A 23,582-nucleotide genomic window follows, 5' to 3' on the forward strand; every position below is an offset into this window, starting at 1 on the left:
CGTTCGGCGCGGCGGTCGTCAGTCGGTGCCGTTGCCGAGGAGACGCTCAGACAGGCGCTGAATGATGGGCTCGATCTCCTCCGAGGAGGTGGCCGCGGCACTCACACGACCGAAGATGCTCACAGCGAGGAGTCCGAACGCGGTTTCCTCGTCCTGCCGGCTCGGCTCGCCGCGCCCGCGGGAACGGGCCATCTGAACGGAGATCTCCTTCAGCCAGCGTCTCCAGGCGCCGGTCAGCCTGTCCCTGGAGTCCTCATGGCGTATCGCGTAGAGCCAGGTCTCCAGGTGCAGGACGACGTCCTCGATGGGGAGCTCCTGGAGCTGCTCGCCCCACTGGTCGGGGCTCACCTCCTGACCGACCTGGCTCGCGCTATCGTCGTCACAGGTGACGACCTCCAGGAACAGGGCCTCCTTGGAGGAGAAGGAGGAGTAGAAGGCGCCCTTGGTGAACCCCGCCGCTGAGGCGATATCACTGACCGAGGCACCCTCATAGCCCTTGGCCGCGAAGACCTCCCTGGCCGCGGCGAGGATCCGCGCCCTGGTCTCCTCGCTCCGACGTCGTCCACCTCTCCGCCCGGAGGCAGCGCCACTGACCGCTGTGGACGCGGTGGCCAGCTTCTGAGAGGCACGTTCCAGTGAGGCCGATACCGCATTCTCGCTGGTGCGCAGTGCCCCTTGACCCGCTGCTTCCACCACGCGGGAGAAGGCGCTGATCGCCTCGTTAAGAGCGCGGGTCGCCTCCCTGATGTCGTCGGAAGCAGAGGCCCCGGAGTCCCCGGAGTCACTGTCACTGCCCTGTCCGTGGGCGGAGCTCCTGGTGGTCATGTCCCCACTGTAGATGAGGCCCTTCAGAAAGCGGCTCTCAGCGGCTCCTTCTCAGGGTCCTTCCCAGAGGCCTTCTCAGGGGCCGTGGACCTGCGACCAGTGATGACGGCCCGTGCTCCTCGCCGGCTCAGGGCCGCCTTCCCAGGGCCCACGACGCTCCCACCACGGCTACCAGGCACCATCCTCCCAGCAGAGCCCAGGAACGGGCGGGCATCGTGGAGTCATGGGGGAACAGCCCGGCACGCACCACCTGGGCCATGGGCTCGAAGGGCAGCCAGCGGTGAACCTCCTGCGCCCAGCCGGGGAGCCTGTCGGCGGGGAAGCTCATCGGTGAGAACAGCATGATTCCGAAGGCGAGCACCTGGGAGAGGATCTGGGCCAGCGCCGGGGCCAGGAGCGTGGCGATGGCGTAGCCGATGCAGGCTGCCGTCAGGGCGACCAGCACGGCACCGGGGACCAGCCACCACCGTGGAGCAAGGTCGACGTCGAAGCGGGCATTGGCGACGAGGACGCCCAGGACCAGTCCGGGAAGCGCCAGAACAGTCCAGATCGCAAGGTCGGCCAGGAGGAAGGCGACCCTGGGGACGGGCAGGGTGCGCATCCAGTCCAGGCTGCCCTCGGTGCGCGACTGGGAGACCCACTGGGGCGTCATGATGAGCCCCAGCGAGATGAGGGCGATCGTTGGTCCACCACCGGCCAGGTAAAGACTCGCCTCGTGACCGGGATGGCCCGCGATGAGCCCGTACCCCAGGACCATTGAGACGGACAGCAGCGTCTGGACAATGATGAAGAGGGGAAGCATGGGCAGGCTGCGGCGAAACTGCCACTGGATGAGCAGTCCGAGCTGGCTTCGCATCGGTGCTGCCCGGACGAGCTCTCCGTGGTTCACCGGGGCGGCGGAGCCTTCTTGAACGAGTGCGCTGGTTGTCGGGGTCATCGGTTCCTCCCTGAGTGGTTTTCTCGACGGCGCTTTCCGTACTGGGTGCAGGCGGGACATCATCGGTGCTCCTTCGCGGAGCTCATGCGGCACCGCGAAGAGGCTCCTCGTCCGCACCCCGAGTGAGGTCGACGTAGACCTCCTCCAGGGAGATCGGAGCCAGCTCGTAGCGCTCGATCATGCCCCGCTCCAGGGCCTCAGCGGCCCACGTCACTGCCTGCACCGTCTGTCCCTCCGCGATCGGCAGGACCGCTCGTACGCCGTCGTGCCGCGTCAGACTCATGCCTGCCGGTGGCTCAAGCCGGCGGCCGGGCACCTGACTGACTTCCAGGACGAAGGACGATCCGTGACCTGCCACGAGTGCCGCAGGAGTTCCCTCGGCGATGACGTGACCGTGGTCCAGGACGGTGAGCCGGTCCACTGCTCGTTCGGCCTCCCGTACGTTGTGGGTTACGAGGAGGACCGCGGACCCGGTCTCGGCCAGCAGACGGATCTGGTCCCACAGCAGGCGGCGGCGCACCGGGTCGACGTCGTTGGTGGGCTCATCGAGGATGACCAGCCGTCCGGGGACGACGGCGCACATGGCGAATGCCGTCAGGCGGGCGATTCCACCAGAGATCTTCTGCGCAGGAGTCGTCGCCCACTCCCCCAGGTCGAGGGCCTCAATGAGCTCCTCGGCACGCCTGCGGGTCTGACGAGGACGCCCTCCTCGCAAACGCCCTACCAGCTCAATGGCCACCCGTGGAGTCAGACCCGTGATCGGCACGTTGGCCTGCGCCTGGACGTTGGTGAGGCGGCGGGCGACAGCGGGATGCTCGATGGCGTCGACGCCGTCGAGAGTGATGCGCCCGGAGGTTGGACGCAGCAGCCCCACCACCTGGTTGACGAGCGTGGTCTTACCCGCGCCGTTGTGTCCGAGAAGTCCAACCACCTCACCGGCGCCCACCCGCATGGTGACACCGGCGTTGGCTCTCAGCGTGTGCGATCCGCTTCCGAAGTGCTTGTGAAGATCCTCAATGCTCAGTACGCAGTCCACGAAGAAGCCTCCTCTTTCCGTCTCTGTCCGGCACCGGCGTCTCAAACTGACGCCCACCAAGTTCGTACCGGTTGGTATCTACAGTACCAGACAGTATTTCCTTGATGTTTCCAGACGAGAACTGGAACGCTGTCCCATACCGATCAGTATGGGACAGCGTTCTCCATGGTTCTGTCGCGTCTGAGACCCCGGCGTGACTCACCCCTGCCGGATGTGCCAGCGCGAGGAGGCGGTGGAGGCCTCGATGAACTCGCGGAAGGGGCCGGGCGTGGTCGCGAGCTCGTGAGGCGTACCGTGCTGGGCCACGCGGGCTCCGGACTGGGTCGGTTCGAGGAAGATGACCTCGTCGGCCTGACGGACGGTGGACAGGCGGTGAGCCACCACCATGACGGTGCGCCCCTCGGAGAGCTCGCGCACCACCTCGGTGATCGCGGACTCGTTCTCCCCGTCCAGGGCCGAGGTGATCTCGTCGAGCAGGAGGATCGGGGCGTCCTTGACGAAGGCGCGGGCGATCGCGACCCGCTGACGCTCCCCGCCGGACAGGCTCAGACCACCGGGACCGACCTGGGTGTCCCACCCGTGCGGGAGCGACTCGATGACGCGGTCCAGGCGGGCGCGGCGGGCGGCCTCGGCCAGCTCGGCGTCGGTGGCCTCGGGCCGGGCGATGCGCAGGTTCTCCCGGATGGTGGTGTCGAACAGGTAGACGTCCTGGAAGACCATGGAGGTCATGCCCATGATCGTCGCGGTTCGCATGGATCGCACCGGGGCCCCGCCGATGGTGACCGTCCCGTCGTCGACGTCCCAGAACCGGGCGGCCAGGCGAAGGATCGTGGACTTACCGGCGCCCGACGGACCGACCAGGGCGGTGACTCTCCCCTGAGGGGCGGTCAGGGAGACGTTGCCCAGAACCGGTCGCCCCTCGTCGTAGGCGAAGGAGACATTCGACAGCGTGATGGTCGTCCCCTCAGGGCGGACCTCCTGGCCGGGCTCCGGGTCGGGAAGCGGGCGGGCGTCCAGGATGGAGCTCACCGCGCTCAGGGCCACCTTGGCGTTGTCGAGCTCGGAGGCGTACATGGCCGCCTTGGTCAGGGGCAGGAGCGTGCGTGCGGTCACCGTGATGATCGCCAGGTAGCCGATGACGTCGAGCCGGTGGCCGCTGACCAGCGACAGCCCGGTGGCCAGGACCAGGGCGAAGGCGATGTTGACGGTGAGGTTGAAGTACTGGCCGGGCCGTCCCTTGACGCGCAGACCGTCGAGTGTGGACTCCGCGTCGGCCTCGAGGGTGGTGCGCACCGGTTCCCAACCGGTCTCGGTGACGCCGGAGGCGCGCAGGACCGGCTGGAGGCGGGCGAACTCGATGAGCCTCCCGGCGGCGGCGGACGAGGTGCGGTCCTCCATCTCATTGGCACGGGTGGTGGCCACGCCCATGCGCCGCCAGATGAGGGTCAGCGGGATGATCGTGACAGCCATGATGAGGGCCAGGGGCCATTCGACGAAGGCCGTGGCCACCAGCATCACCAGTGGCACGATGAACGCGTTGCAGATGTTGGGGATCACCATGGAGGCCAGGTGGGAGACGGTGTTGACCTCCTTGGAGGTGGCGTTGACGACGGCGGCCTCGCGCTCGGCGCTGAACCAGCCCAGGGGCAGGGTCAGGACGTGCTCGGCGATGCGGTCGATCATCGTGTCGCAGACCTCGAAGACACTGACCCGGTAGGAGCGGTACATGGCGAAGGTGTCGACGAGGACCGTGAGGACTCCCAGGATGACCACGGCGATGAGCCAGCCGTTGACCGACTCCGAGCGTGAGTAGAGGGCGCGCAGGAAGGGGATCATGAGGGCCAGGGTGACTCCCTGCAGGAACGCGGAGGTCACGAACCAGGTGGTGATCACCCGCATCTCGGCGGCGTTGACGATCCGCATCAGCAGCTTCCACATGGTCACTTCTCCTCCTTCTTACCGGCTGAGTCCGTTGAGGGGCCGGGTAAGGGCGCCGCTCCCTCCAGGGCGGAGGCATCCGCGTCCTCGTTCAGGTCCTGACTGCGCCACATGGCGGCGTAGCGACCACCGGCCGCCAGCAGCTCGTCGTGGGTGCCCCGTTCGGCGATGCGTCCGGCGTCGACGACGAGGATCTGGTCGGCGTCGCGGATCGTGGACAGGCGGTGGGCGATGATGATGACGGTTCGCCCGGCGGCCAGCTGGGACAGGGCCTGGTGGATATCGCGCTCGGAGGCGGGGTCGGCCTGAGCCGTGGCCTCGTCCAGGACGAGGATCGGGGCGTCCTGGAGGTAGGCGCGCGCCAGGGTGACACGCTGCCGCTCACCACCGGAGAGGAACCCGCCCTCATCCCCCAGCACCGTGTCGTAGCCGCGGGGAAGACGCATGATGCGCTCGTGTATGCAGGCCGCCCGGGCAGCGGCCTCAACCTGCTCGCGGGTGGCACCGGGTCGCCCGAGGGCGATGTTGTCGTGGACCGACTCGTGGGCGAGAGCGACGTCCTGCAGGACGATCGCCACTCGCGAGAGCAGCCAGGGGAAGGTCGTCTCACGCACGTCGACGCCGCTGACGCGCACGGCGCCGTCGTCGACGTCGTAGAAACGGGCGATGAGACGGGCCAGGGTCGACTTTCCACCACCTGAGGGACCGACCAGGGCGGTGACGGTACCGGGCTCAGCGGTGAAGGACACGCCTCGAAGCACCGGGGAACCCGTCTCGTAGGAGAAGGTGACGCCGTCGACCTCGACCCGACCGGGGGCCCGGCCCTCGCCCTCGTCGTGGCTCCCCTCGGGCATCGGCTCCTGGGAGAGCAGGTCAGCCGTGGACTGGGCGGCCATCCTGGACTCGTAGATGTGCTGCGCCAGCCCGATGAGGATCAGGATGCCTTCCGGCAGCCCGAGGGCCAGCAGGAAGAAGGGCAGGGTCGATGACAGCGGCGTCCATCCCTGGGAGGTGAAGACCACGGTCAGGACAGCGACCGTGGTGAAGACTGTGGAGGGCCGCATCACGGCACCGATAGCGCTGATCCCTCGACCCGACCGGCTCAGCCACTCGTAGGACAACCGGGAGAACTCCGAGCGGGCCTGGCTGAACCGGGTGCGGGAGGCGTCGGTCGCCTGAAACCCCTTGATCTCCTTGATTCCCTCGATCATCTCGACGGTGGCGGCGGACAGGGCCGTCTGGGCGACGCCGAAGCGCTCGGTGATGTTCGAGACCTTGGCCAGGCTGAGCGCCATGACAGTCAGGGCGAGCACCCACACGGCGAGCAGGGCGCCCGCCAGACGCCAGTCGATCCACATCAGGTAGGCCATGCCTGCCACCGCGGCAACGACGGCGTTGGTGACGTCGCCGGGGACATGAGCCACGAGGGTGTGGATGGAGCTCGTGTCGTCGCAGACCATCTTGCGGATGGTGCCGTGGGGTATCTGGGCCACCCTGCCCAGTGGCAGGCGGCTGAGCGCATCGACGACCCGCTGACGAAGATGATGGCGCAGCCTGGCCTCGGCCACGTGGGTCAGCCCCAGGCCCGACAGGTAAAGCGCCTGGGCCGTGAAGAGGGAGACGACGGCGACGGCGGCCCAGAGCCACAGGCTGCCCCGCCATCCCTCCGGTGCGCTCTCGCCCAGCCAGATGGCCGCCATGTTGCGCAGGGCCTCGAAGGGAACGATGGACATCAGCGCTCCGAGGGCGGTCATCAGCCCGGCGACGATCATGGCCGGGCGCGCCGGCCGGATGAGGTCTCCGATGGTGACGCCTGGCTGGTCCGCGTGCTGGTTGGTGCCAGCGGTACTGCTATCCCGCTCGTCCTGTGCTCTGGTGGAGCGTTTAGTGGTCTGCTTGGTCATCGGTGCTCTCCTTAACGGCGTGTGTTCCAGGTGATGGCGACCAGCGCCCAGGTGAGCACGACGACGCCCCAGTCGCGCACTCTCCACGGTTCGTCGGTCATCTCGGTACGCCGCCGGTGGGCACCGAAGGCGCGCGAGTCCATGGACAGGGCGACGCGCTCGGCGTGCTGAACAGCCAGGATCATCAGCGGCAGAATCGACCCGGCCCATCGGACCACGGGGGCCAGCAGCCCCCAGCGGCATCCGATTCCGCGCAGTGCCCTGGCGGTGCGCAGGAGCACGAAGTCCTCGTGGAAGCGGGTGATGAAGGCGATGGCCGCGGTACCCGCCGCCCCCAGGCGATAGGGCATGCGGAAGGTGGTGGTCAGCGTCCGGATGAGGGCGTCGGGGTCGGTGGAGACTCCGGAGACGAGCACGAGTGCGACAAGCGCTCCGATACCGGTGCCTCCCGTCACCGCATTGCCCAGGTCGTAGAGGCGCGCCGCATCCTCCTGGCGGTGTCCTGCGCTGAAGATCCAGATCATGAGCGCGCTCACCGCCCAGGGGGCGATCGCTGAGGCGATGGTGCGCCGCAGAGAGGCACGTGCGGCAACGACCAGGATCGAACAGATCAGCAGGATCTCGAGGTTGAGGTGATGGTTGCGCAAGGCGAAGACCATCACCATGGCGGGCAGAACCGCCAGGAAGAGGGTGAGGGGATTGAGTGACGTGAACAGGCCTCGCCGCGGCTGGGGCCGCGGCGGCACCGGGATACCGCCGCCCGGTCCGGGTGGTGGAGCCGCCGCCCCGGTTGCCACCGGCATCGCCGTCGCAGCCACGCCGTCGACCTCAGCGGCCTCCTCGACGGACTCCATCCCTCCTGCGCTTCGCGGAGCCGGCTGCGGCAGGGCGATGAGGTGGGTGCAGTGCCTCAGGGCGAGCTCCAGGTCGTGCGTGGCCATGATGACCGTGCGTCCCTGGTCTCTGAGCTGGTCGATGAAGCCCATGAGCTCACGCGTGTTGTCCCAGTCCTGCCCGTAGGTGGGCTCGTCCAGGACGACGACGTCGCGCTCCTCGCTGACCATAGTGGCCACCGAGAGCCTGCGAGCCTGGCCTCCCGAGAGAGTCAGAGGATGGTGGTCGCGGTGGGAGGTCAGGTGGAACTGCTCGAGGAGCTGGTCGACCCTGGCCGGCGGCGTCCCTCCGACGGCGAGCTCAGCCCCCACGGTGGTGCCCACGAACTGGTGCTCAGGATTCTGGAAGACGTAGCCCACGAGGTGTTTGCCCTTGCCCACCTCCCGGCCACCGACGACCGCTCTGCTCCCGGTGGAGCGCACGAGCCCGGCCAGTGAGGACAGGATCGAGGACTTGCCCGCGCCGTTGGGCCCGACCAGCGCCACGAGCTCTCCGCCTCCCAGCCGCATGGAGACACGGGGCGAGCGCCCCGGAACCTCGAGGTCGACCAGTTCAACGCTGGTCCTGGGCTCCGACCGAGTACGGCCGGCGAGCACCTCGTGGGTGTCGATGGCCTCGACCTCCTCCCAGCTCTCGTCGGAGTTCCGAATCTGTTTCTCCAGGTAGCGCACCTTGCCTTCCGCACACAGATCGGTGAGCAGCGGCACTCGGATGCCTGCGTCGGAGCAGGTCAGTGGCGCCTCCGGGCCGGAGGAGCCGGCGGGGACGCCCTCGTCGACGTCGCGCAGGGCCCGGGGCATCCACACCCCGGCGTCGATCAGCTCGCGGCGGTGCCCCGTGAAGACCTCGCGCGGGGAGCCGACGGCGATGGTGCGTCCGGCCGCGTCGAGGGCGAGGACCTGGTTGACGATGGGCAGCACCGGGTCGAGGTCGTGGTCGATGACGACGACCGCCGTCCCGGAGGCCGTCAGGGAGGAGATGAGTGCGTAGAACTCCTCTCGTCCGGTGGTGTCGATGGTGCTCGTCGGCTCGTCGAGGACGAGGAGCCTCGGACGCATGGCCAGGGCGACGGCGACGGCGAGGCGCTGACGCTGTCCGCCTGAGAGGGTCCAAGGGTCGTCCCAGATGCGCTCGGTGAGCCCCACCGCGCGCAGGGCCTCCTCCACCCGTGAGGTGATCTCGGGCCGGGGCAGGCACAGGTTCTGCAGGGGGAAGGCGACGTCGTCGTGGACGGTGCGGGTGACGACGGCGGCATCGGGGCTCTGGCCGACGTAGGCGACGGTCTCGGCGAGGGACTGGACGGTGGCGTCGGCGACCTCGGTGCCGGCCAGCTTCAGGCTGCCGGCGTACTCCGAGGGCAGGCAGTGCGGGACAAGACCGCACAGGGCGCGCACCAGGGTGGTCTTTCCGCAGCCCGACGGGCCGATGACGGCGGTGACCTGGCCGCTCAGATGGGTCAGGTCGACCGACTTCAGGACCCAGGTCTCGTGCCCGAGGTAGTGGACGGAGAGGTTCTCGACCCTCACCAGCGCCGGTTCCGGCCGCTCCTCCAGGCGGCCCTCCGTCCGGGGCGCCGAGGGCACGGCGTCAGGCACGGCCGCTCGTGCGGCGGTCGATGCCGACGCCGGCGCGGTTGAGCAGCCGGGTCAGGATAATGGTGACGCCGCCGCCGGCCAGCGCCGAGATGAGCGAGACCACGATGACCGCCCCGGCGAAGGAGGCGCCAACCGTCACCTTGAGCAGCGAGAGGTACATCGAGCCGTTGAGCAGACCGAAGACGGCCGTCGAGATCAGGTAGGACCACCAGGTCCACTTGCGGTACAGCAGGAGGGCCAAGGGCGCCTCGATGAAGAGCCCGCCGATGACGGTGCCGATGAGTGCCGCAGGACCGGTCGGGGTGGTGAAGACGCTCATGATGCCCATGAGAAGAGCAGCGATGATGACGGCTCCGGGGCGGCGCACGACGGTGGCGGGCAGCAGGAAGGGGATGACTCACAAACCCATCATGGAGCAGCCGACAAGGACGCCGTTCGGGGCGGCGCCGGCTCCGGGTGCCACATAGTTCAGCGGCACCAGGAGAATCATCGAGACCACCGCCAGTGCCGCGATCGTCATGAGGTTACGGGTTCCCAGGGCGGAGTCGGCCAGGCCCGAGCGTGATGAGGTGCGCACGGTGGGCCTTTCCTGTTGAGCCTCCTGCTCAGTCGTTGCCGGCGTGGGGCTGGCGTTATCCATAGCTCCTCCTTGTGCGTTCTCACCGGTTCACAGATTGCAATGAGTGCTCCGACGCCGTGCCGGACTGCCGAGGCGATCCGCCCCAGGCGCGTCATGGCGACGACCTCACGTCTACTACGACATCATTACTTTTGCAAATCATTATCATTATTGCCTTCTGCTCGAATGTCACCGGATCTCGACGATGTGGTCGGCCAGGGCGGCGATCGGCGTAGGACTCGCATTGAGACGGGGCCGCTCCAGGGCGAGCAGGCCCAGCCCCTTGAGGCGCTCGCCCGAGATCTGCCGCAGCTCATCGCCCGTCATCCGGTGCAGCACGCGCTCCTGCCCCACGATGATGGCCTGGTCGACGGACGCCGCCGCGGCTCGTTGGGGCGGTCGCTGCTGTTCTGGGTGAACTGGCCGTGCTGGCCATACCGGCTCCTTAGTCGTCAGTACCCCATCGGCTTTGGTGAGGCACACCTAAGTGTCTACTCCTCCTCGGGGGTTCCCGCAAGGGGCCGCGGGCATGGAACCGCAACCGCACCACCAGAACTATCTGTTGAGAAGATGCAGAAAACCTAACGCATGTCAGCGATGGCGAAGCTCCGGGGCTGCTTTCGGACAGGTCAGCCCGGGGCTCCCAGGCCGCCACGTCCCACGAGGTCGATGCGGTGCATCTCCTCGGGGCGCAACCGCCTGACTCGCGCGGTCAGGCGCTGGGCGGCTTCATGCACCGTCTCCAAGGGGTCGGGCAGGTCCACCGGCGCGGTGGGCGGCGAGTCCAGGCGCAGGCTCTCCCAGGTCACCGAGAAGTCGGCTCCGGCCTCCAGGCAGGCCGCCACGAATGCTCCGCGCAGGGCGGCGCGCGTCGCCGGGGGCGCGTGGCGGGCCCGCTCGATCTCGCCCGGCTCGCACAGGCGGGTCATGGCCCCCTGCGCGATCAGGCGCGGGGCGAGCCCGGTCTCGGCGTTGAGGTCGTGGTAGGCCAGGTCGACCCGCGAGCGCAGGACCTGAAGCGCCTCCCCCGTGAGCCCGGGGTGGCGCTCGCGCTGGGCGTGCATGAGGCGGCGCTTGATGGCCCAGTCGATCTCGGTGTCGATGGAGCCGGCGTCATGGTCGCGCAGCGCGGCGATGACTCGGGGCGCCAGGTCCGTCAGCAGGTGCTCGGCGCCGCGGAGGGGCTCCGGCGCTCCGACGTCGTCCAGGTAGGAGGTCAGCCGCTCCAGGAAGGCCTCCTGGACGTCGACGGCGCTCAGTCGGCGGCCGTCGACGGTGACGGCGGGGACGTCGCCCCAGGGGCTCTCCCCCAACGCGGACAGCGTGGCCAGGGGGTCGGTCAGGACGAGGTCGCTGAAGTCCCGGCCGGCCTCGAGGGCGTCCAGGAGCAGGAGGGTCACGGCGCTGCGCAGCCCGGTGGTCGGCTCGGCCATGGTGGTGTCGGCGCAGGTGACGTGCAGTCGGCGCAGGCGGGTGGGGTCGGCGTGGGGCTCGTCGCGGGTGTTGACCAGGGCGCGCTGCCTGGTGGTGTCGGCCGAGGTCAGGGCCTGAAGGTGCGGGGCCCGCGGCGACAGGCCCCAGGCGGCCTCCTCGTCCCGCGCTCCCGAGCTGTCCGCGCCTGCGCCGGCGGTACCGGCTCCCAGCGGGCGCCCGGAGCCCACCAGCACCGGGCGGGTGGCCAGAAAGGAGGTGAGCACCGCCATGGTGCGCCTACTGTCCCCACCACTGGCGGTATCGGGGCGGTCGAGCAGGTGGCGGGGCACGGAGTAGCTCTCGTGGCAGCCGTAGGTGTGGCCGGCCGAGTCGGTGTTGTTGGCCAGGAGGTGGAAGCGGACCGCACCGCCCCGGTCCTCCTGCCCCTCCTGCCGGTTGAGGCTCGCGGCGGCGCGCTCGGCCATCTCGGCGAGGATCGCGCGGCCGGCCTGGTCCTGGGCGACGAGGTCGCGCACGCGCACGCACTCGGCGGTGGCCCACTCGGGGTGGGCCCCGATGTCGAGGTAGAGGCGTCCGCCGTTGGGCAGGAAGAGGTTGGTACTGCGGTAGCCGGTAGGGCGATGGCGGAAGATGAGCGCCGCGGCCCGCTCGACGTCCGGCAGGTCTCCCGTCACGGCGGCCTGCGGCCCGGCGGGGGCGCACAGGACGCCGAACTCGGTCTCCAGACCGGTGACGCGCGGCCCGGGGACACAGGTGCTCACTGGCCGCCCTTCTGGACGAAACCGCGCACGAACTCCTGGGCGTCAACGGCCAGGACGTCGTCGATCATGTCCAGGACCGAGTCCAGGCCCTGGCCTCGAGCGGGTCCGGCGGGGGCGGGGGTCGGGTCGTCGTCGGGGGCGGGGTCGTCCTGGCGGCTGCGGGACGGCTGGGCGAACTCACTCATGGATGCTCTCCTCGCGGGGTGGTGGTACGGACATGGGACTGGCGGCGCGCTCAAGGCGGTCAGGGCGCTCGCCCGTGAGGCGGGTGAGGACCTCGACGACGTCGGCGGCTCCCTCGACGGCCGATGACGTGGTGGCCCGGGTGAAGGCCAGGGGGTCGGTCAGGGGCAGGCGGCGCTGGTCCTTCTCACCGGTCTCCAGGACCATGGAGTGCCAGCCGGCGGCGACGACCTGGCCGGGGAAGGCGCCCACGAGCCTACCGCGCAGCCAGGCCCGGGTGGTGGCGGGAGGCTCCCCGAGGGCCGCCGCAACCTCCTGGCCGTCGAGCCCGCCTCTCGCCGCGGCGCCGGCCGGCACCCGCTCGGCCAGGCCGCGCCCTGCCGGGAACAGCTCGGACCAGGCCAGGTCGACGGCGCGGAGGACGTCACGTCCGCGCTCACCGGGGTGACGGCGGGCGGTGGCGTCCAGGAGCTGCTTCTTGGCGACCCACTCCAGGTGCCCGGCGGGACCTCCCGACTCTCCGACCTCGCCGCCTGCGGCGCGCAGGGCCTCGAGCTCGCGCAGGGAGGCCTCCCAGAAGGCCAGGACCGCTCCGGTCTCGGCCCCGTCGGTGTCGCGGCCGTCGGCCAAGGCGAGCAGATCCGGGTGGAGGGGATCGCCCGCCGGCGCCGGCGCGCGGCGCCCCTGGCCCCTCAGGTGGGTGCGCACCGCGTCGAGGTAGTGCTCCAGGATCTCCAGGGCGCTCATGCGCCGCCCGTCGGAGAGCTGGAGGGCTCCTCCCAGGCGGGTGTCGCGGGAGACGTCTCGGGCCTGGGCCACCGGGTCGGCCAGGCTCAGGCGGCGCCAGGCGTCGGGGACGCCGTCGGCCAGCACCTGGAGCACCAGGGAGGTCATGCCGAGCTTGAGCCAGGTCATGGTGTCGAAGCAGGAGGCGTCCCCGGCCACCAGGTGGAGGCGCCGCCAGCGCTCGGGGTCGGCGTGGGGCTCGTCGCGGGTGTTGACCAGGGGGCGGTCCACCGTGGTGCCCAGGCCCACGATCTTCTCCAGGTAGTCGGCCCTCTGGCTGACCTGGAAGTCGGCGTCCCGGGAGACGGCACCGGTGCCGACCCGGCCGGATCCCACCAGGAGCGGTCGGACCACGAGCAGTGGCACCAGGGCCTCGACGAGGTCGTCGAAGTCGAGTGAGCGGGGCACGAGGTAGTTCTCGTGCGTGCCGTAGGTGGCGCCCTTGCCGTCGACGTTGTTCTTGAACAGCCGGGCCGCCACGCCGCGGCGGCGCAGCAGGTCCGCTCCCCTGGCCACCAGGAGGTCCCCGGCCCGGTCGGCCAGGGCGGCCTGCGCGGCACCAGTGCACTCGGGGGTCGCGTACTCGGGGTGCCCGTGGTCCACGTAGAGGCGCCCGCCGGTGGGCAGGCAGGTGGCGGTGCCGCGCTGCCAGGCCTCCTCCTGGGCGGTCAGGCGCACGACGGCGGTCGTGCGCAGGCGCCCGGGGACGGGCCCCTCGAGGGAGCCGGCTCCAGGGACGTCGGTGAGCATGGAGGGGTCGACCGCCGAGCGGTCCACCTCGAAGCCACGGGCGTCGCGCAGTGGGTACTCACCCGAGTAGTCCCAGCGCACGCCGTCGCTGCGCCCCCGCTCACGCTCGGCCTCCAGGCAGGCGGCCACGACCTCCTCAGGCTCGGCGCCGAGGATCCCGTACTCGGTCTCCAGGCCCATGACCGTCACCTCGCGGCCGGGAAGGCGCCGCGCGTCCGTGGGGAGCACCACCGCTCACTCCTCTCGGGGGCGCTGGAGCACGGTCATGGAGACGACCGGGGCCCCGCGCCGCCCGCTGACGCGGGCCCAGTCGTCGGGGTGGACGGTGGCTGGCAGGCCCTCGTTCTCAACGATCTCCTCGATGACGGCACGACGCAGGTGCTCAGCCGTCAGGCCACGCCGCCCGCTGGTGACCACGTCCTTGACCGCCGCCTTCTTGGCCCGGTCGACGATGTTGGCGAGCATGGCGCCGCTGACGAGATCGGCGACGTGGAGGATCTCGACCTGCCCGTCGGAGCGGGTGAGCTCGACCATCTCGGTGGCGCGACGGCGGATGTAGAGCGCCTCGACCACCTGGCCGATGAGGGCGTCCACCGCCCCCTGCGCCCCACCGTGGGCGGCCAGGAGCCCCTCGCTGATCGGTAGGTCCGGCGTCAGGTAGGTCGCCAGGATCTCACCGGCCCCTTGCCGGTCCGGCCGGCCGATGCGGATCTTGACGTCGAGGCGGCCCGGACGCAGGATCGCCGGGTCGATCATGTCCTCGCGGTTGGTGGCCCCAATGACCACGACGTTGTCCAGCTCGTCGACGCCGTCGATCTCGGCGAGCATCTGCGGGACCACGGTGGTCTCCACGTCCGAGGACCGTCCGGACCCGCGGGTGCGGAACAGGGAGTCCATCTCGTCGAAGAAGACGACGACGGGCACCCCGGTGGCCGCCTTCTCCCGGGCGCGGGCGAAGATGACGCGGATGCGCCGCTCGGTCTCGCCGACGTACTTGTCGAGCAGCTGGGGCCCCTTGATGTTGAGGAAGTAGGCCTCGCCGCGCCCGCCCGCCCCCAGGGAGGCGGCGACGGCCTTGGCGATGAGGGTCTTGCCGCAGCCGGGCGGCCCGTAGAGCAGCACGCCGCGCGGCGGGGTGAGGCGGTGCTCGCGATAGAGGTCGGGGTGCAGGAACGGCAGCTCGACGGCGTCGCGGATGAGCTCGATCTGCTCGCCCAGTCCCCCGATGTCCTCGTACCCGACGTCGGGCACCTCCTCCAGGACGAGCTCCTCGACCTCGGAGCGCACGACGGGGCGCAGCGCCATGCGCACGGCCAGGTCGGCCACGAGCGCGTCCCCGACCCGGGGGCGGTGGTCGGTCAGGGTCGCCGAGAGGCTGAGAACCTGCTCCTCGTCATGACGGGCCAGGACCAGGACGGTGGCGTCGTCGTAGGTCTCCTTGACGGTGACGACCTCGCCGAAGCGCGGCGAGGGGGTAGTGGCGGTGATGACGAGGTGCTCGTTGAGGACGACGTCGTCGCCCGGGTGCAGGGACGAGGCCACGACCGCGGGCCCCACGCCCACGCGGTGACGGCGCCCGGCGATGGAGACGTCGGCGGTGCGCGCGGTGGCGTCAACGGCCAGGACGGTGGCGTGCGCCAGGGGCGGGAGCTGGAGGGCCTTGACGTCCTCGTGCAGCGCCGCCAGCTCCTGGCGCGCCGCCCGCAGGGCGTTGGCCAGGTGGGTGTTCTTGCGGCTGAGCACGGCCGCCTGCTCGGCGAGCTCACGCAGACGGTCCGTGACGTCCTCAGCGGTGCTCCCGGAGGCGCTGCTCGCGACGTCCGGCAATGATGGCGCTGACGGCAGTGACGGCGATGTCTCTGACTCTCCCACCGGGTCCTTGTGCTCCACCGGCTCCTCGTCCATGCGCATCCTCCTTGACTCCGGTTCGCCTCCGGCCGGCACCGGTCCGGGTCCTCCTCGACCCTCACTGGTACAAGCGTACCAATCAGTGCTCGTTTCGTAACCCGATTCCGCCCCCTCCGCGCCGGTGGGCACCGACGTCGTCCGCGAGCCGTCCGCGGACCTCACACCAGGCCGTGTCGAGGCCTGCGGCCGCGCCGTGACAGAATCGGCCCCATGTCTGAGACCCCCACCAGCCACACCGCTGACCAGCCTTCGTCCAGCCGTCTGCTGCCCTCCGAGCCGCACAGCCCGCGGGTGCCGGCCAAGGTGTCGACCGACGGCCTGGAGACCACCTGGGGCGAGCGCTGGGAGGCCGAGGGGACCTACGCCTTCGACCGCAGCGCCGAGCGCGCGGAGGTCTTCTCCATCGACACCCCGCCGCCGACGGTCTCCGGCTCCCTGCACGTGGGGCACGTCTTCTCCTACACCCACACCGACACCGTGGCCCGCTTCCAGCGCATGCGCGGTAAGGCGGTGTTCTACCCCATGGGCTGGGACGACAACGGCCTGCCCACCGAGCGCCGGGTCCAGAACTACTTCGGGGTGCGCTGTGACCCCTCGCTGCCCTACGACCCGGACTTCACCCCGCCGCACACCGGCGGCGAGGGCAAGTCGATCAAGGCCCGCGACCAGGTGCCGGTCTCACGGCGCAACTTCGTCGAGCTGTGCGAGCGCCTCACGGTCGAGGACGAGAAGCAGTTCGAGGCCCTGTGGCGCCGCCTGGGCCTGAGCGTGGACTGGTCGCACACCTACCAGACGATCGGCGAGCGGGCCCGCAAGGTGGCCCAGACCGCCTTCCTGCACAACCTCGAGCGCGGAGAGGCCTACCAGGCGGCGGCCCCCGGCCTGTGGGACGTCACCTTCCAGACGGCGGTGGCCCAGGCCGAGCTGGAGTCGCGCGAGTACCCCGGCTTCTACCACCGCCTGGCCTTCCACATCGTGGATGAGGCGGCCGCCGCGAAGGCCGCGGCCGCCGGAGCCCCGGTGGAGAACGGTGTCGACGTGTGCATCGAGACCACCCGCCCCGAGCTGCTGCCCGCCTGCGTGGCCCTGGTGGCCCACCCCGACGACGAGCGCTACCAGCCCCTGTTCGGCACCACGGTCTCCTCCCCCGTCTTCGGCGTCGAGGTGCCGGTCCTGGCGCACCCGGCCGCGGAGAAGGACAAGGGCGCCGGCATCGCCATGTGCTGCACCTTCGGTGACACCACCGACATCGACTGGTGGCGCGACCTGCAGCTGCCGCTGCGCGCGATCCTGCGCAAGGACGGCCGCATCGAGACCGAGACGCCCGAGTGGATCACCTCCGAGGCCGGCCGCGAGATGTACGCGGCCATGGCCGGCAGGACCGCCTTCTCAGCCCGCGAGGCCCTCGTGGAGCGCCTGGCGCAGACCGGCGAGATGCGCGGCGAGCCCACGAAGACGGTGCGTCAGACGAACTTCTTCGAGAAGGGCGACAAGCCCCTGGAGATCGTCACCTCCCGCCAGTGGTACATCCGCAACGGCGGCAAGGAGTGGACCAGCCCGGCCTCCGGCACCGACCTGCGCGACGAGCTGCTGGAGCGCGGCCGCCAGCTGGACTTCCACCCCGACTTCATGCGCGTGCGCTACGAGAACTGGGTGCGGGGCCTGAACAACGACTGGCTGGTCTCGCGCCAGCGCTTCTTCGGCGTCCCCTTCCCGCTGTGGTACCAGGTCGGGGCCGACGGCGAGGTCGACTACGACGCGATCCTGACCCCGGACGAGTCCGAGCTGCCGGTGGACCCCTCCTCCGACGTCCCGGCCGGCTACACCGAGGACCAGCGCGGCGAGCCCGGCGGCTTCGTCGGCGAGCTCGACATCATGGACACCTGGGCCACCTCCTCCCTCTCTCCCCAGCTGGCCTCGGGCTGGCTGACCGATGAGGACCTCTTCGACCGGGTCTACCCGATGGACCTGCGTCCCCAGGGTCAGGACATCATCCGCACCTGGCTGTTCACCTCGGTGGTGCGCGCGGACCTGGAGTTCGCGGCCCTGCCGTGGAGGAACGCCGGCCTGTCGGGCTGGATCCTGGACTCCGACCACAAGAAGATGTCCAAGTCGAAGGGCAATGTCGTCACCCCCATGGGCCTGCTGGAGCAGTACGGCTCCGACGCCGTGCGCTACTGGGCCAGCTCGGCCCGCCTGGGCCTGGACGCGGCCTTCGAGGAGACCCAGATCAAGATCGGCCGGCGCCTGGCCATCAAGGTCCTCAACGCCTCCAAGTTCGCCCTGTCCATGGGGATCCCGTGGGACGCCGATGAGGCCACCGTGGCCGCAGCGCCCGCTCCCTGCCTGGACGCCTCGGTGGTCAGCGAGCCGATCGACCGCGCGGTCCTGGCCGCGCTGGCCGACGTCGTCGACGCCGCCACGGCCGCCTTCGAGGAGTTCGGGCACGCCCGCGCCCTGGAGGTCACCGAGTCCTTCTTCTGGACCTTCTGCGACGACTACATCGAGCTGGTCAAGGACCGGGCCAACGACTTCGACGGCTCCCACGACGCCGCGGCCGTGCGCTCGGCGCGGGCGACGCTGGCGATCGCGGTGGACACCTTCGTGCGCCTGCTGGCCCCCTTCCTGCCCTTCGCCACCGAGGAGGTGTGGAGCTGGTACCGCACCGGCTCGGTGCACCGGGCCGCCTGGCCGCAGTCCGCCGGTCTGCGTGAGGCCGCCGCCGGGGCCGACGCCGAGCTGGTCGCCCGCGCCGGAGCCGCCCTGGCCGCGCTGCGCAAGGTGAAGTCGGAGGCCAAGACGAGTCAGAAGACGCCGATCCTCTCGGTGACGCTGGCCGTGGCCCCCGACCGCCCCGAGTACGCCCAGGCCGTCGAGGCGGTACGGGCGGACCTGACCGAGGCCGCCAAGGTGACCGGCCCCTTCACCGTGGAGCAGGCGGCTCAGGCCGCGGACGCCGACTCGGCCGAGGGAGCAGCCCCGGTGAGCGTGACCGCCGCCGAGCTCGGCGAGGCCCCGGCCAAGCCGGCCAGGAAGAAGTGAGTCTCTAAGCACTCCGGCGGCCGCATCGGCTGTGTCTCAACAAGAAACTCATAGAAGACACGGCTCCGTGGAGCCACGGTCACGCAGTACCGCGGACATGAGCGCGCGGTGCTCGGCAGGAGCCGGGTGCCCCCTCAGACGGGCCAGCAGAGTGGAGCCCGCCGCGGCCCCCATCGCCTCACGGTCCACGCTCATCTCACTGAAGGCCTGCCCCTGGCGTCCGCCGTACTCCGTGACGCCGAGGGTGAGCACCGACAGGTCGGCGGGGATGGACAGTCCGTGAACCTTCGCCGCGCACGCGAGCCCCACCAGCGCGGCCGGGTTGTTGGAGACGACGGCAGTGCATCCGTCCGCGAGGCCGTCGGCGCCTACGACGTCACCGCCGGCCAGTGCCAGCTCCGGCACCTGGCGTACCAGGAGATCCACTCCCAGGTCGCCGGCGGCACGCAGGAGCTCGTGGCCCTGGTCCTGGCGGGCGTGGGAGTCATCGTGCGCCGTCTCGCGCAGAAGCGCCACGATGCGCCGGTGCCCGAGCCCGGCCAGGTGCGCGATGGCCGCCCCGGCCATCTGCGCGAAGTCGGTGTCGATGCCCGGGGCCCCATCGCTGCGCCCCGAGGAGCCGATGAGGACGGTGGGGACCTTCTCCTTCAGGAGCATCTCCTCACGCTCATCACCCTGGGCCACGTCCATGAGGACGACCCCGCCCAGGGATCCGGAGCGCACGAGCGAGCGCAGCTCGATCAACGACGCCGGAGACTTCATGACCGGAATGACCACCTGGATCCCACTGGGCTCCAGGGCCCGACGAACGCCGTCGACGTAGTCGAGGTCGTTGGCGTCGATAGTGGCGCGCTGGCGCCGGAACAGGACCCCCACGGTGCGCAGCACCGGTGAGGCCAGGGAGCGGGCGGCGGTGTTGGGGTGGTAGCCGAGCTCGCGCACGGCCCGCATGACCCGCTCCCGGGTGCTGGAGCGCGTCGAGCGCTGGCCGGACAGGACGTAGGTGACGGTCGAGGGCGACACGCCGGCCGCCCTGGCCACGTCAGCGCGGGTCGCCGCCATCGAGTCCTCCTGCGGCGAGCTCCAGCCAGCAGGCGCCGTTAGGCGGCACGACGACGGTGCTCACAGCATCCGCAGCATCCCCTGCGCCCCCGGTGTCCGCTCCGTCCTGGTCAGCCGGGTGCCAGGAGGTGATGAGGGGCGCACCGAGGCCCTCAAGCCTCACCGGGTGCTCGGTGGTGTTGAGGACGACGCCGGTCTCCCAGTTGCGCAGCAGCAGGACACCGGGCTCGGCGGCGAGCCACTCCACTGAGCCTCGTCCAAGCCGGCGCTCGCGGCGCAGGGCGATGGCCCGCCGGTACAGCATGAGGGTTGACCCCGCCAGCCCTTCCTGGGCCTGGGGCGAGTACTCGCCCCACCCCTCGGGCTGAGGCAGCCAGGTGCGGCCGGTGGCGCTGTAGCCGTACGAGGCTCCGTCGCGCCTCCACGGCAGGGGGACTCTGCAGCCGTCGCGGCCCGGCACGAGGTGGTTGGTGCGCTCCCACAGGGGGTCCTGGCGGGCCTCGTCCTCCATGGTGGTGTGCTCGGGCAGTCCCAGCTCCTCACCCTGATAGAGGTAGGCGCTGCCGGGCAGGCCCAGCATGAACAGGGTCGCGGCGCGCGCCCGGGCCAGGCCGAGCTCGGCATCGGGCTGGGGGTCCCTCGGCCCGATCCCGGGGTCGGTGTCCATGTCCGCGGGATAGGCCAGACGGGAGGCGTGTCGCACGACGTCGTGGTTGGACAGCACCCAGGTGGCCGGTGCCCCGACGGCACCGTACTCATCCAGGGAGACGTCGATGACGCGGCGCAGCTCGGCGGCGTCCCACCCGGCGATGAGGAACGGGAAGTTGAAGGCCTGACTCATCTCGTCGGCGCGCACGTACAGGGCGGCCTCCGCCTCGGTGGGCACCCAGGCCTCAGCGACCATGAGGATGTCCTGTCCTACCTCGTCCAGGACGCGGCGCCACTCGCGGTAGATGTCGTGGACCCCGGGCTGGTTGAAGGCGGGGCCGACGTCGGGCAGCTTCTCGCGGGCGGCGGCCCCGTCCTCACCCCGCGGGCCGACGACGTTCCACCGGTCGGGGCCGAGGTCGTCGTCGGGCAGTCCCTCGGCCTTGACCAGGCCGTGGGCGACGTCCACGCGGAACCCGTCGATGCCGCGCTCCACCCAGAAGCGCAGGAAGGCGCGGAAGTGCTCGTGGACCTCCTCATTGGACCAGTTGAAGTCGGGCTGCTCGGCGGCGAAGAGGTGGAGGTAGTACCAGTTGCGGTCCTCGCTGCAACCGGTGACGGGCTCCACCGGCTGCCAGGCGGGGCCGCCGAACAGCGAGCCCCAGTTGTTCGGGGCGCCGTCGTCGCTGTGGCGGAAGATGTAGCGGTCGCGCTCGGGCGAGCCAGGACCTGCGGCCAGGGCGGCGCGGAACCACTCGTGCCGGTCGGAGGAGTGGTTGGGAACCAGGTCGATGACCACCCGGATACCGGCCTTGTGGAGGTCGGCGACGAGGGCGTCGAGGTCCTCCAGGCTCCCGTACTCGGGCGCCAGGTTGAAGTAGTCGGAGACATCGTAGCCGGCGTCAACCTGGGGTGAGGGGTAGAAGGGCGAGAGCCACACGGCGTCGACGCCGAGCGCGACCAGGTGGTCGACGTGCTCTCTCACTCCCTGGATGTCTCCGATCCCGTCACCGTTGGCGTCGGCGAAGGAGCGGGGGTAGATCTGGTAGATGACGGCGTCGCGCCACCAGGCGTCGGTGTCGGTGCGCGGCGGAAGGCTCTGGGAGCAGGAGCTGGTCGAGGTCATGGGTGGGTGGTCCTGGTCGGGCCGCGGCGCTGCGGCGAGGTGAGGGCTAAGGAGCCGGAAGGAGACGGCTGAGACGGACGACGAGTGCCCCAGACGTTCTCCGCGGGGCGGCGGCGCGGCGCTGCCGCCCCGCAGAGAGACGCTGTGACGTGCGAACCCTACAGCGCGGGTTCGGGCGGCCTCGGCCCTACTGCTTGAGACCGCCGGCGGCCAGTCCCGCCACGATGCGGCGCTGGAAGAAGAGCACCATGAGGACCAACGGCAGCGTCATGATGACGCCGGCCGCCATCTGGGAGCCGAAGGGCGTGTTGAACTGGGAGTCCCCGGTGAACTTCGACAGCAGCACGGTAGCCGGCTGCATCGAGGGGTTGATGATCATCGTGACGGCCACGAGGAACTCGTTCCAGGCGCCGATGAAGATGATGATGGCGGTGGTGAAGATGCCCGGCGCGGCCAGTGGGAGGATGACCTTGCGGAAGGCCTGTCCGGGGGTGCAGCCGTCGACCATGGCGGACTGCTCGAGCTCCTGGGGCATCTGCCTGAAGAAGCTCGTCAGGTTCCACACGGCCAGTGGCAGCGAGAAGGACAGGTCCGGAATGATCATCGCCTGGTAGGTGTCCGTCCAGCCCCAGGCGGCGAAGTTCTTCAGCAGCGGCACGATGATGGCCACGAGCGGGAACATCGAGGTGGCGATGATGAGGAGCATCAGCAGGCCCTTGCCGCGGAAGTCGAGGCGCGCCAGGGCGTAGGCGGTGAAGGTGGCCACGGCCAGCGCCACGATCGTCACGACGATCGAGACGATGAGGGAGTTGATGAGGCCGTTGCCGAAGTCGTTCTTCGAGGAGAAGACCGCCTTGTAGTTCTCCAGGGAGGGGTTGCGGGGCCACCAGCTGTTCTCGAAGATCTCGCTGTCGGGGCGCAGCGAGGAGACCAGCATCCAGTAGAAGGGCGCCAGGCAGTAGATGACGATGAGGACGATACCGACGGTGGAGAAGACGCTTCCCCAGTCTCTCTTGGTCTTGTTGACCGGTGCGGCGGTTGAGGTGCTCATGCCTGCTGGCTCCTTTCAGTAGCCGTCTGGGAGGCCGGGGTGGAGGAGCCGGAGCGCTTGAAGAAGGCGCTGACCGGCAGCTTGCGCTCATTGCGCTTGCGCCGAGCCTCATCGTTGCCGCTGAGGTCGGTGTTGGTGATCTTCAGGAAGGCGACGGCGAAGACGAAGACGTAGAGGAACAGGATGAGGGCGTAGGCCGCGGCACTGCCGTAGCGGGAGTTGGAGCTCTCGTCCTGCACGAGCATCGAGAGGGTCTCCACGCTGCTCTTCCTGGGGCCGATGAGGATGTAGGGCAGGTCGAACATGCGCAGGGCGTCCAGGGCCCGGAAGACCACGGCCACCACGAGCGCCGGCTTGACCAGCGGGAGGGTGATGGAGGTGAAGCGCTTCCAGGCGCTCGCGCCGTCGATCTTGGCCGCCTCGTAGACCTCGTCGGGGATGAGCTGGAGCCCGGCCAGGGTGAGCAGACCGATGTAGGGCGCCGTCTTCCACACGTCGGCGATGATGATGGCCGTCTTGGCGCTCAGGTCACCCGAGGCCCACATGACGTGCTGGCCCAGGATCGCGTTGGCGACGCCGTTCTGGTTGAAGATCCAGCCCCACAGGATCGCGGAGACGGCGGTGGGGATCGCCCAGGGCACGAGGATGGAGGCGCGCACGATGCCGCGCCCCTTCATGGCCTTGTGCATGATGAGCGCCATGGCCACACCGAGAACGGTCTCCAGGACCACGGTGACCACGCCGAAGAGGGTCGTGTTGTAGAAGGCGACCCAGAACCTCTCCCCTGCGCTGGAGAAGATGTCGGTGTAGTTCTTCAGGCCCACGAAGGGCTCGGTGGTGGAGAAGAAGCCGTCGTCCTGCAGGCGGGGCCGCCCGAAGAGCGACTGGTAGAGGGACTGGGCGATGGGGATGAGAATGACGATGGTCAGCACCAGCACCGTCGGCGAGATGAGCAGCCAGGCCAGACGGGCCTGCGCCTTGGAGCTCTTGGACTGGCGGTTGACGACTTGTTCGGAGTGCGTCGTTGTACTCATGAGTGTCCTTTGACCGTCCTTTTGACTGTCCTTTTAACTGTCTTTCTTG

16 protein-coding genes and 1 pseudogene are annotated in these 23,582 nt (G+C 69.9%); 1 reads left to right on the plus strand and 16 read right to left on the minus strand.

Going from position 1 to position 23,582, the window contains the following annotated elements; genetic code table 11:
* Positions 1-18: 18 nt before the first annotated feature.
* The 12 genes and pseudogenes from EL340_RS06055 to arc form a co-directional block, all read right to left on the minus strand.
* Positions 19-825: a TetR family transcriptional regulator gene (locus tag EL340_RS06055; protein ID WP_126413865.1), complete on the minus strand. Its 807-nt coding sequence runs from the start codon at positions 823-825 to the stop codon at positions 19-21.
* A gap of 127 nt (positions 826-952) precedes the next feature.
* On the minus strand, positions 953-1,762 hold the full coding sequence (locus tag EL340_RS06060; protein ID WP_408608566.1) for an ABC transporter permease: 810 nt from the start codon (positions 1,760-1,762) through the stop codon (positions 953-955).
* A gap of 82 nt (positions 1,763-1,844) precedes the next feature.
* Positions 1,845-2,798 carry an ABC transporter ATP-binding protein gene (locus EL340_RS06065; protein ID WP_126413866.1) on the minus strand — a complete coding sequence of 318 codons (954 nt, stop codon included), beginning with the start codon at positions 2,796-2,798 and terminating at the stop codon, positions 1,845-1,847.
* 198 nt (positions 2,799-2,996) lie between these two features.
* A complete protein-coding gene (locus EL340_RS06070) occupies positions 2,997-4,736 on the minus strand; it encodes an ABC transporter ATP-binding protein (protein ID WP_126413867.1) in 1,740 nt (579 codons plus the stop codon).
* Between the two features lie 2 nt (positions 4,737-4,738).
* Positions 4,739-6,508, minus strand: coding sequence for an ABC transporter ATP-binding protein (locus tag EL340_RS06075; RefSeq protein ID WP_126415345.1), 1,770 nt, complete (start codon positions 6,506-6,508; stop codon positions 4,739-4,741).
* Positions 6,509-6,651: 143 nt separating this feature from the next.
* A complete protein-coding gene (locus EL340_RS06080; RefSeq protein ID WP_126415344.1) occupies positions 6,652-9,060 on the minus strand; it encodes an ATP-binding cassette domain-containing protein in 2,409 nt (802 codons plus the stop codon).
* A 61-nt stretch (positions 9,061-9,121) separates the two neighbouring features.
* A pseudogene (locus tag EL340_RS06085) lies at positions 9,122-9,769 on the minus strand (ECF transporter S component).
* Positions 9,770-9,937: 168 nt separating this feature from the next.
* Entirely contained in the window at positions 9,938-10,102 is a 165-nt protein-coding gene (locus tag EL340_RS14900) for a hypothetical protein (RefSeq protein ID WP_164719349.1), read from the minus strand.
* Between the two features lie 275 nt (positions 10,103-10,377).
* The gene (locus EL340_RS06090; RefSeq protein ID WP_126413868.1) at positions 10,378-11,943 is read right to left on the minus strand and encodes a proteasome accessory factor PafA2 family protein; all 1,566 of its coding nucleotides are present in this window, start codon (positions 11,941-11,943) and stop codon (positions 10,378-10,380) included.
* On the minus strand, positions 11,940-12,128 hold the full coding sequence (locus tag EL340_RS06095) for a ubiquitin-like protein Pup (protein WP_003786115.1): 189 nt from the start codon (positions 12,126-12,128) through the stop codon (positions 11,940-11,942). Before EL340_RS06095 ends, EL340_RS06090 begins: the two co-directional genes overlap by 4 nt.
* Positions 12,121-13,893 carry a proteasome accessory factor PafA2 family protein gene (locus tag EL340_RS06100; protein WP_232023248.1) on the minus strand — a complete coding sequence of 591 codons (1,773 nt, stop codon included), beginning with the start codon at positions 13,891-13,893 and terminating at the stop codon, positions 12,121-12,123. The genes EL340_RS06095 and EL340_RS06100 overlap by 8 nt, the downstream gene beginning before the upstream one ends.
* A gap of 3 nt (positions 13,894-13,896) precedes the next feature.
* The gene (arc, locus tag EL340_RS06105) at positions 13,897-15,567 is read right to left on the minus strand and encodes a proteasome ATPase (RefSeq protein WP_126413869.1); all 1,671 of its coding nucleotides are present in this window, start codon (positions 15,565-15,567) and stop codon (positions 13,897-13,899) included.
* Positions 15,568-15,780: 213 nt separating this feature from the next.
* Here arc and valS point away from each other — a divergent pair, with 213 nt between their 5' ends.
* Positions 15,781-18,612 (plus strand): valine--tRNA ligase, encoded by a 2,832-nt coding sequence (valS, locus tag EL340_RS06110; RefSeq protein WP_126413870.1) that lies wholly within the window; start codon positions 15,781-15,783, stop codon positions 18,610-18,612.
* A 48-nt stretch (positions 18,613-18,660) separates the two neighbouring features.
* On the opposite strand, the gene EL340_RS06115 is transcribed toward valS, so the two are convergent.
* The 4 genes from EL340_RS06115 to EL340_RS06130 form a co-directional block, all read right to left on the minus strand.
* Positions 18,661-19,674: a LacI family DNA-binding transcriptional regulator gene (locus EL340_RS06115; RefSeq protein ID WP_126413871.1), complete on the minus strand. Its 1,014-nt coding sequence runs from the start codon at positions 19,672-19,674 to the stop codon at positions 18,661-18,663.
* Positions 19,655-21,448, minus strand: coding sequence for a glycoside hydrolase family 13 protein (locus tag EL340_RS06120; protein ID WP_126413872.1), 1,794 nt, complete (start codon positions 21,446-21,448; stop codon positions 19,655-19,657). Before EL340_RS06120 ends, EL340_RS06115 begins: the two co-directional genes overlap by 20 nt.
* A gap of 187 nt (positions 21,449-21,635) precedes the next feature.
* Positions 21,636-22,499 (minus strand): carbohydrate ABC transporter permease, encoded by an 864-nt coding sequence (locus EL340_RS06125; protein WP_126413873.1) that lies wholly within the window; start codon positions 22,497-22,499, stop codon positions 21,636-21,638.
* Positions 22,496-23,533 carry a carbohydrate ABC transporter permease gene (locus EL340_RS06130; RefSeq protein ID WP_126413874.1) on the minus strand — a complete coding sequence of 346 codons (1,038 nt, stop codon included), beginning with the start codon at positions 23,531-23,533 and terminating at the stop codon, positions 22,496-22,498. The genes EL340_RS06125 and EL340_RS06130 overlap by 4 nt, the downstream gene beginning before the upstream one ends.
* Positions 23,534-23,582: the final 49 nt, after the last annotated feature.

This window comes from Actinomyces viscosus, from assembly GCF_900637975.1.
Taxonomy (GTDB): Bacteria; Actinomycetota; Actinomycetes; order Actinomycetales; family Actinomycetaceae; genus Actinomyces; species Actinomyces viscosus.

Bases quoted from the DNA above. Each gene is read 5' to 3' on its own strand.
- EL340_RS06055 (WP_126413865.1), bottom strand. From the start codon at position 825: ATGACCACCAGGAGCTCCGCCCACGGACAGGGCAGTGACAGTGACTCC.
- EL340_RS06060 (WP_408608566.1), bottom strand. From the start codon at position 1,762: ATGACCCCGACAACCAGCGCACTCGTTCAAGAAGGCTCCGCCGCCCCG.
- EL340_RS06070 (WP_126413867.1), bottom strand. From the start codon at position 4,736: ATGTGGAAGCTGCTGATGCGGATCGTCAACGCCGCCGAGATGCGGGTG.
- EL340_RS06075 (WP_126415345.1), bottom strand. From the start codon at position 6,508: ATGATCGTCGCCGGGCTGATGACCGCCCTCGGAGCGCTGATGTCCATC.
- EL340_RS06095 (WP_003786115.1), bottom strand. From the start codon at position 12,128: ATGAGTGAGTTCGCCCAGCCGTCCCGCAGCCGCCAGGACGACCCCGCC.
- arc (WP_126413869.1), bottom strand. From the start codon at position 15,567: ATGGACGAGGAGCCGGTGGAGCACAAGGACCCGGTGGGAGAGTCAGAG.
- valS (WP_126413870.1), top strand. From the start codon at position 15,781: ATGTCTGAGACCCCCACCAGCCACACCGCTGACCAGCCTTCGTCCAGC.
- EL340_RS06115 (WP_126413871.1), bottom strand. From the start codon at position 19,674: ATGGCGGCGACCCGCGCTGACGTGGCCAGGGCGGCCGGCGTGTCGCCC.
- EL340_RS06120 (WP_126413872.1), bottom strand. From the start codon at position 21,448: ATGACCTCGACCAGCTCCTGCTCCCAGAGCCTTCCGCCGCGCACCGAC.
- EL340_RS06125 (WP_126413873.1), bottom strand. From the start codon at position 22,499: ATGAGCACCTCAACCGCCGCACCGGTCAACAAGACCAAGAGAGACTGG.
- EL340_RS06130 (WP_126413874.1), bottom strand. From the start codon at position 23,533: ATGAGTACAACGACGCACTCCGAACAAGTCGTCAACCGCCAGTCCAAG.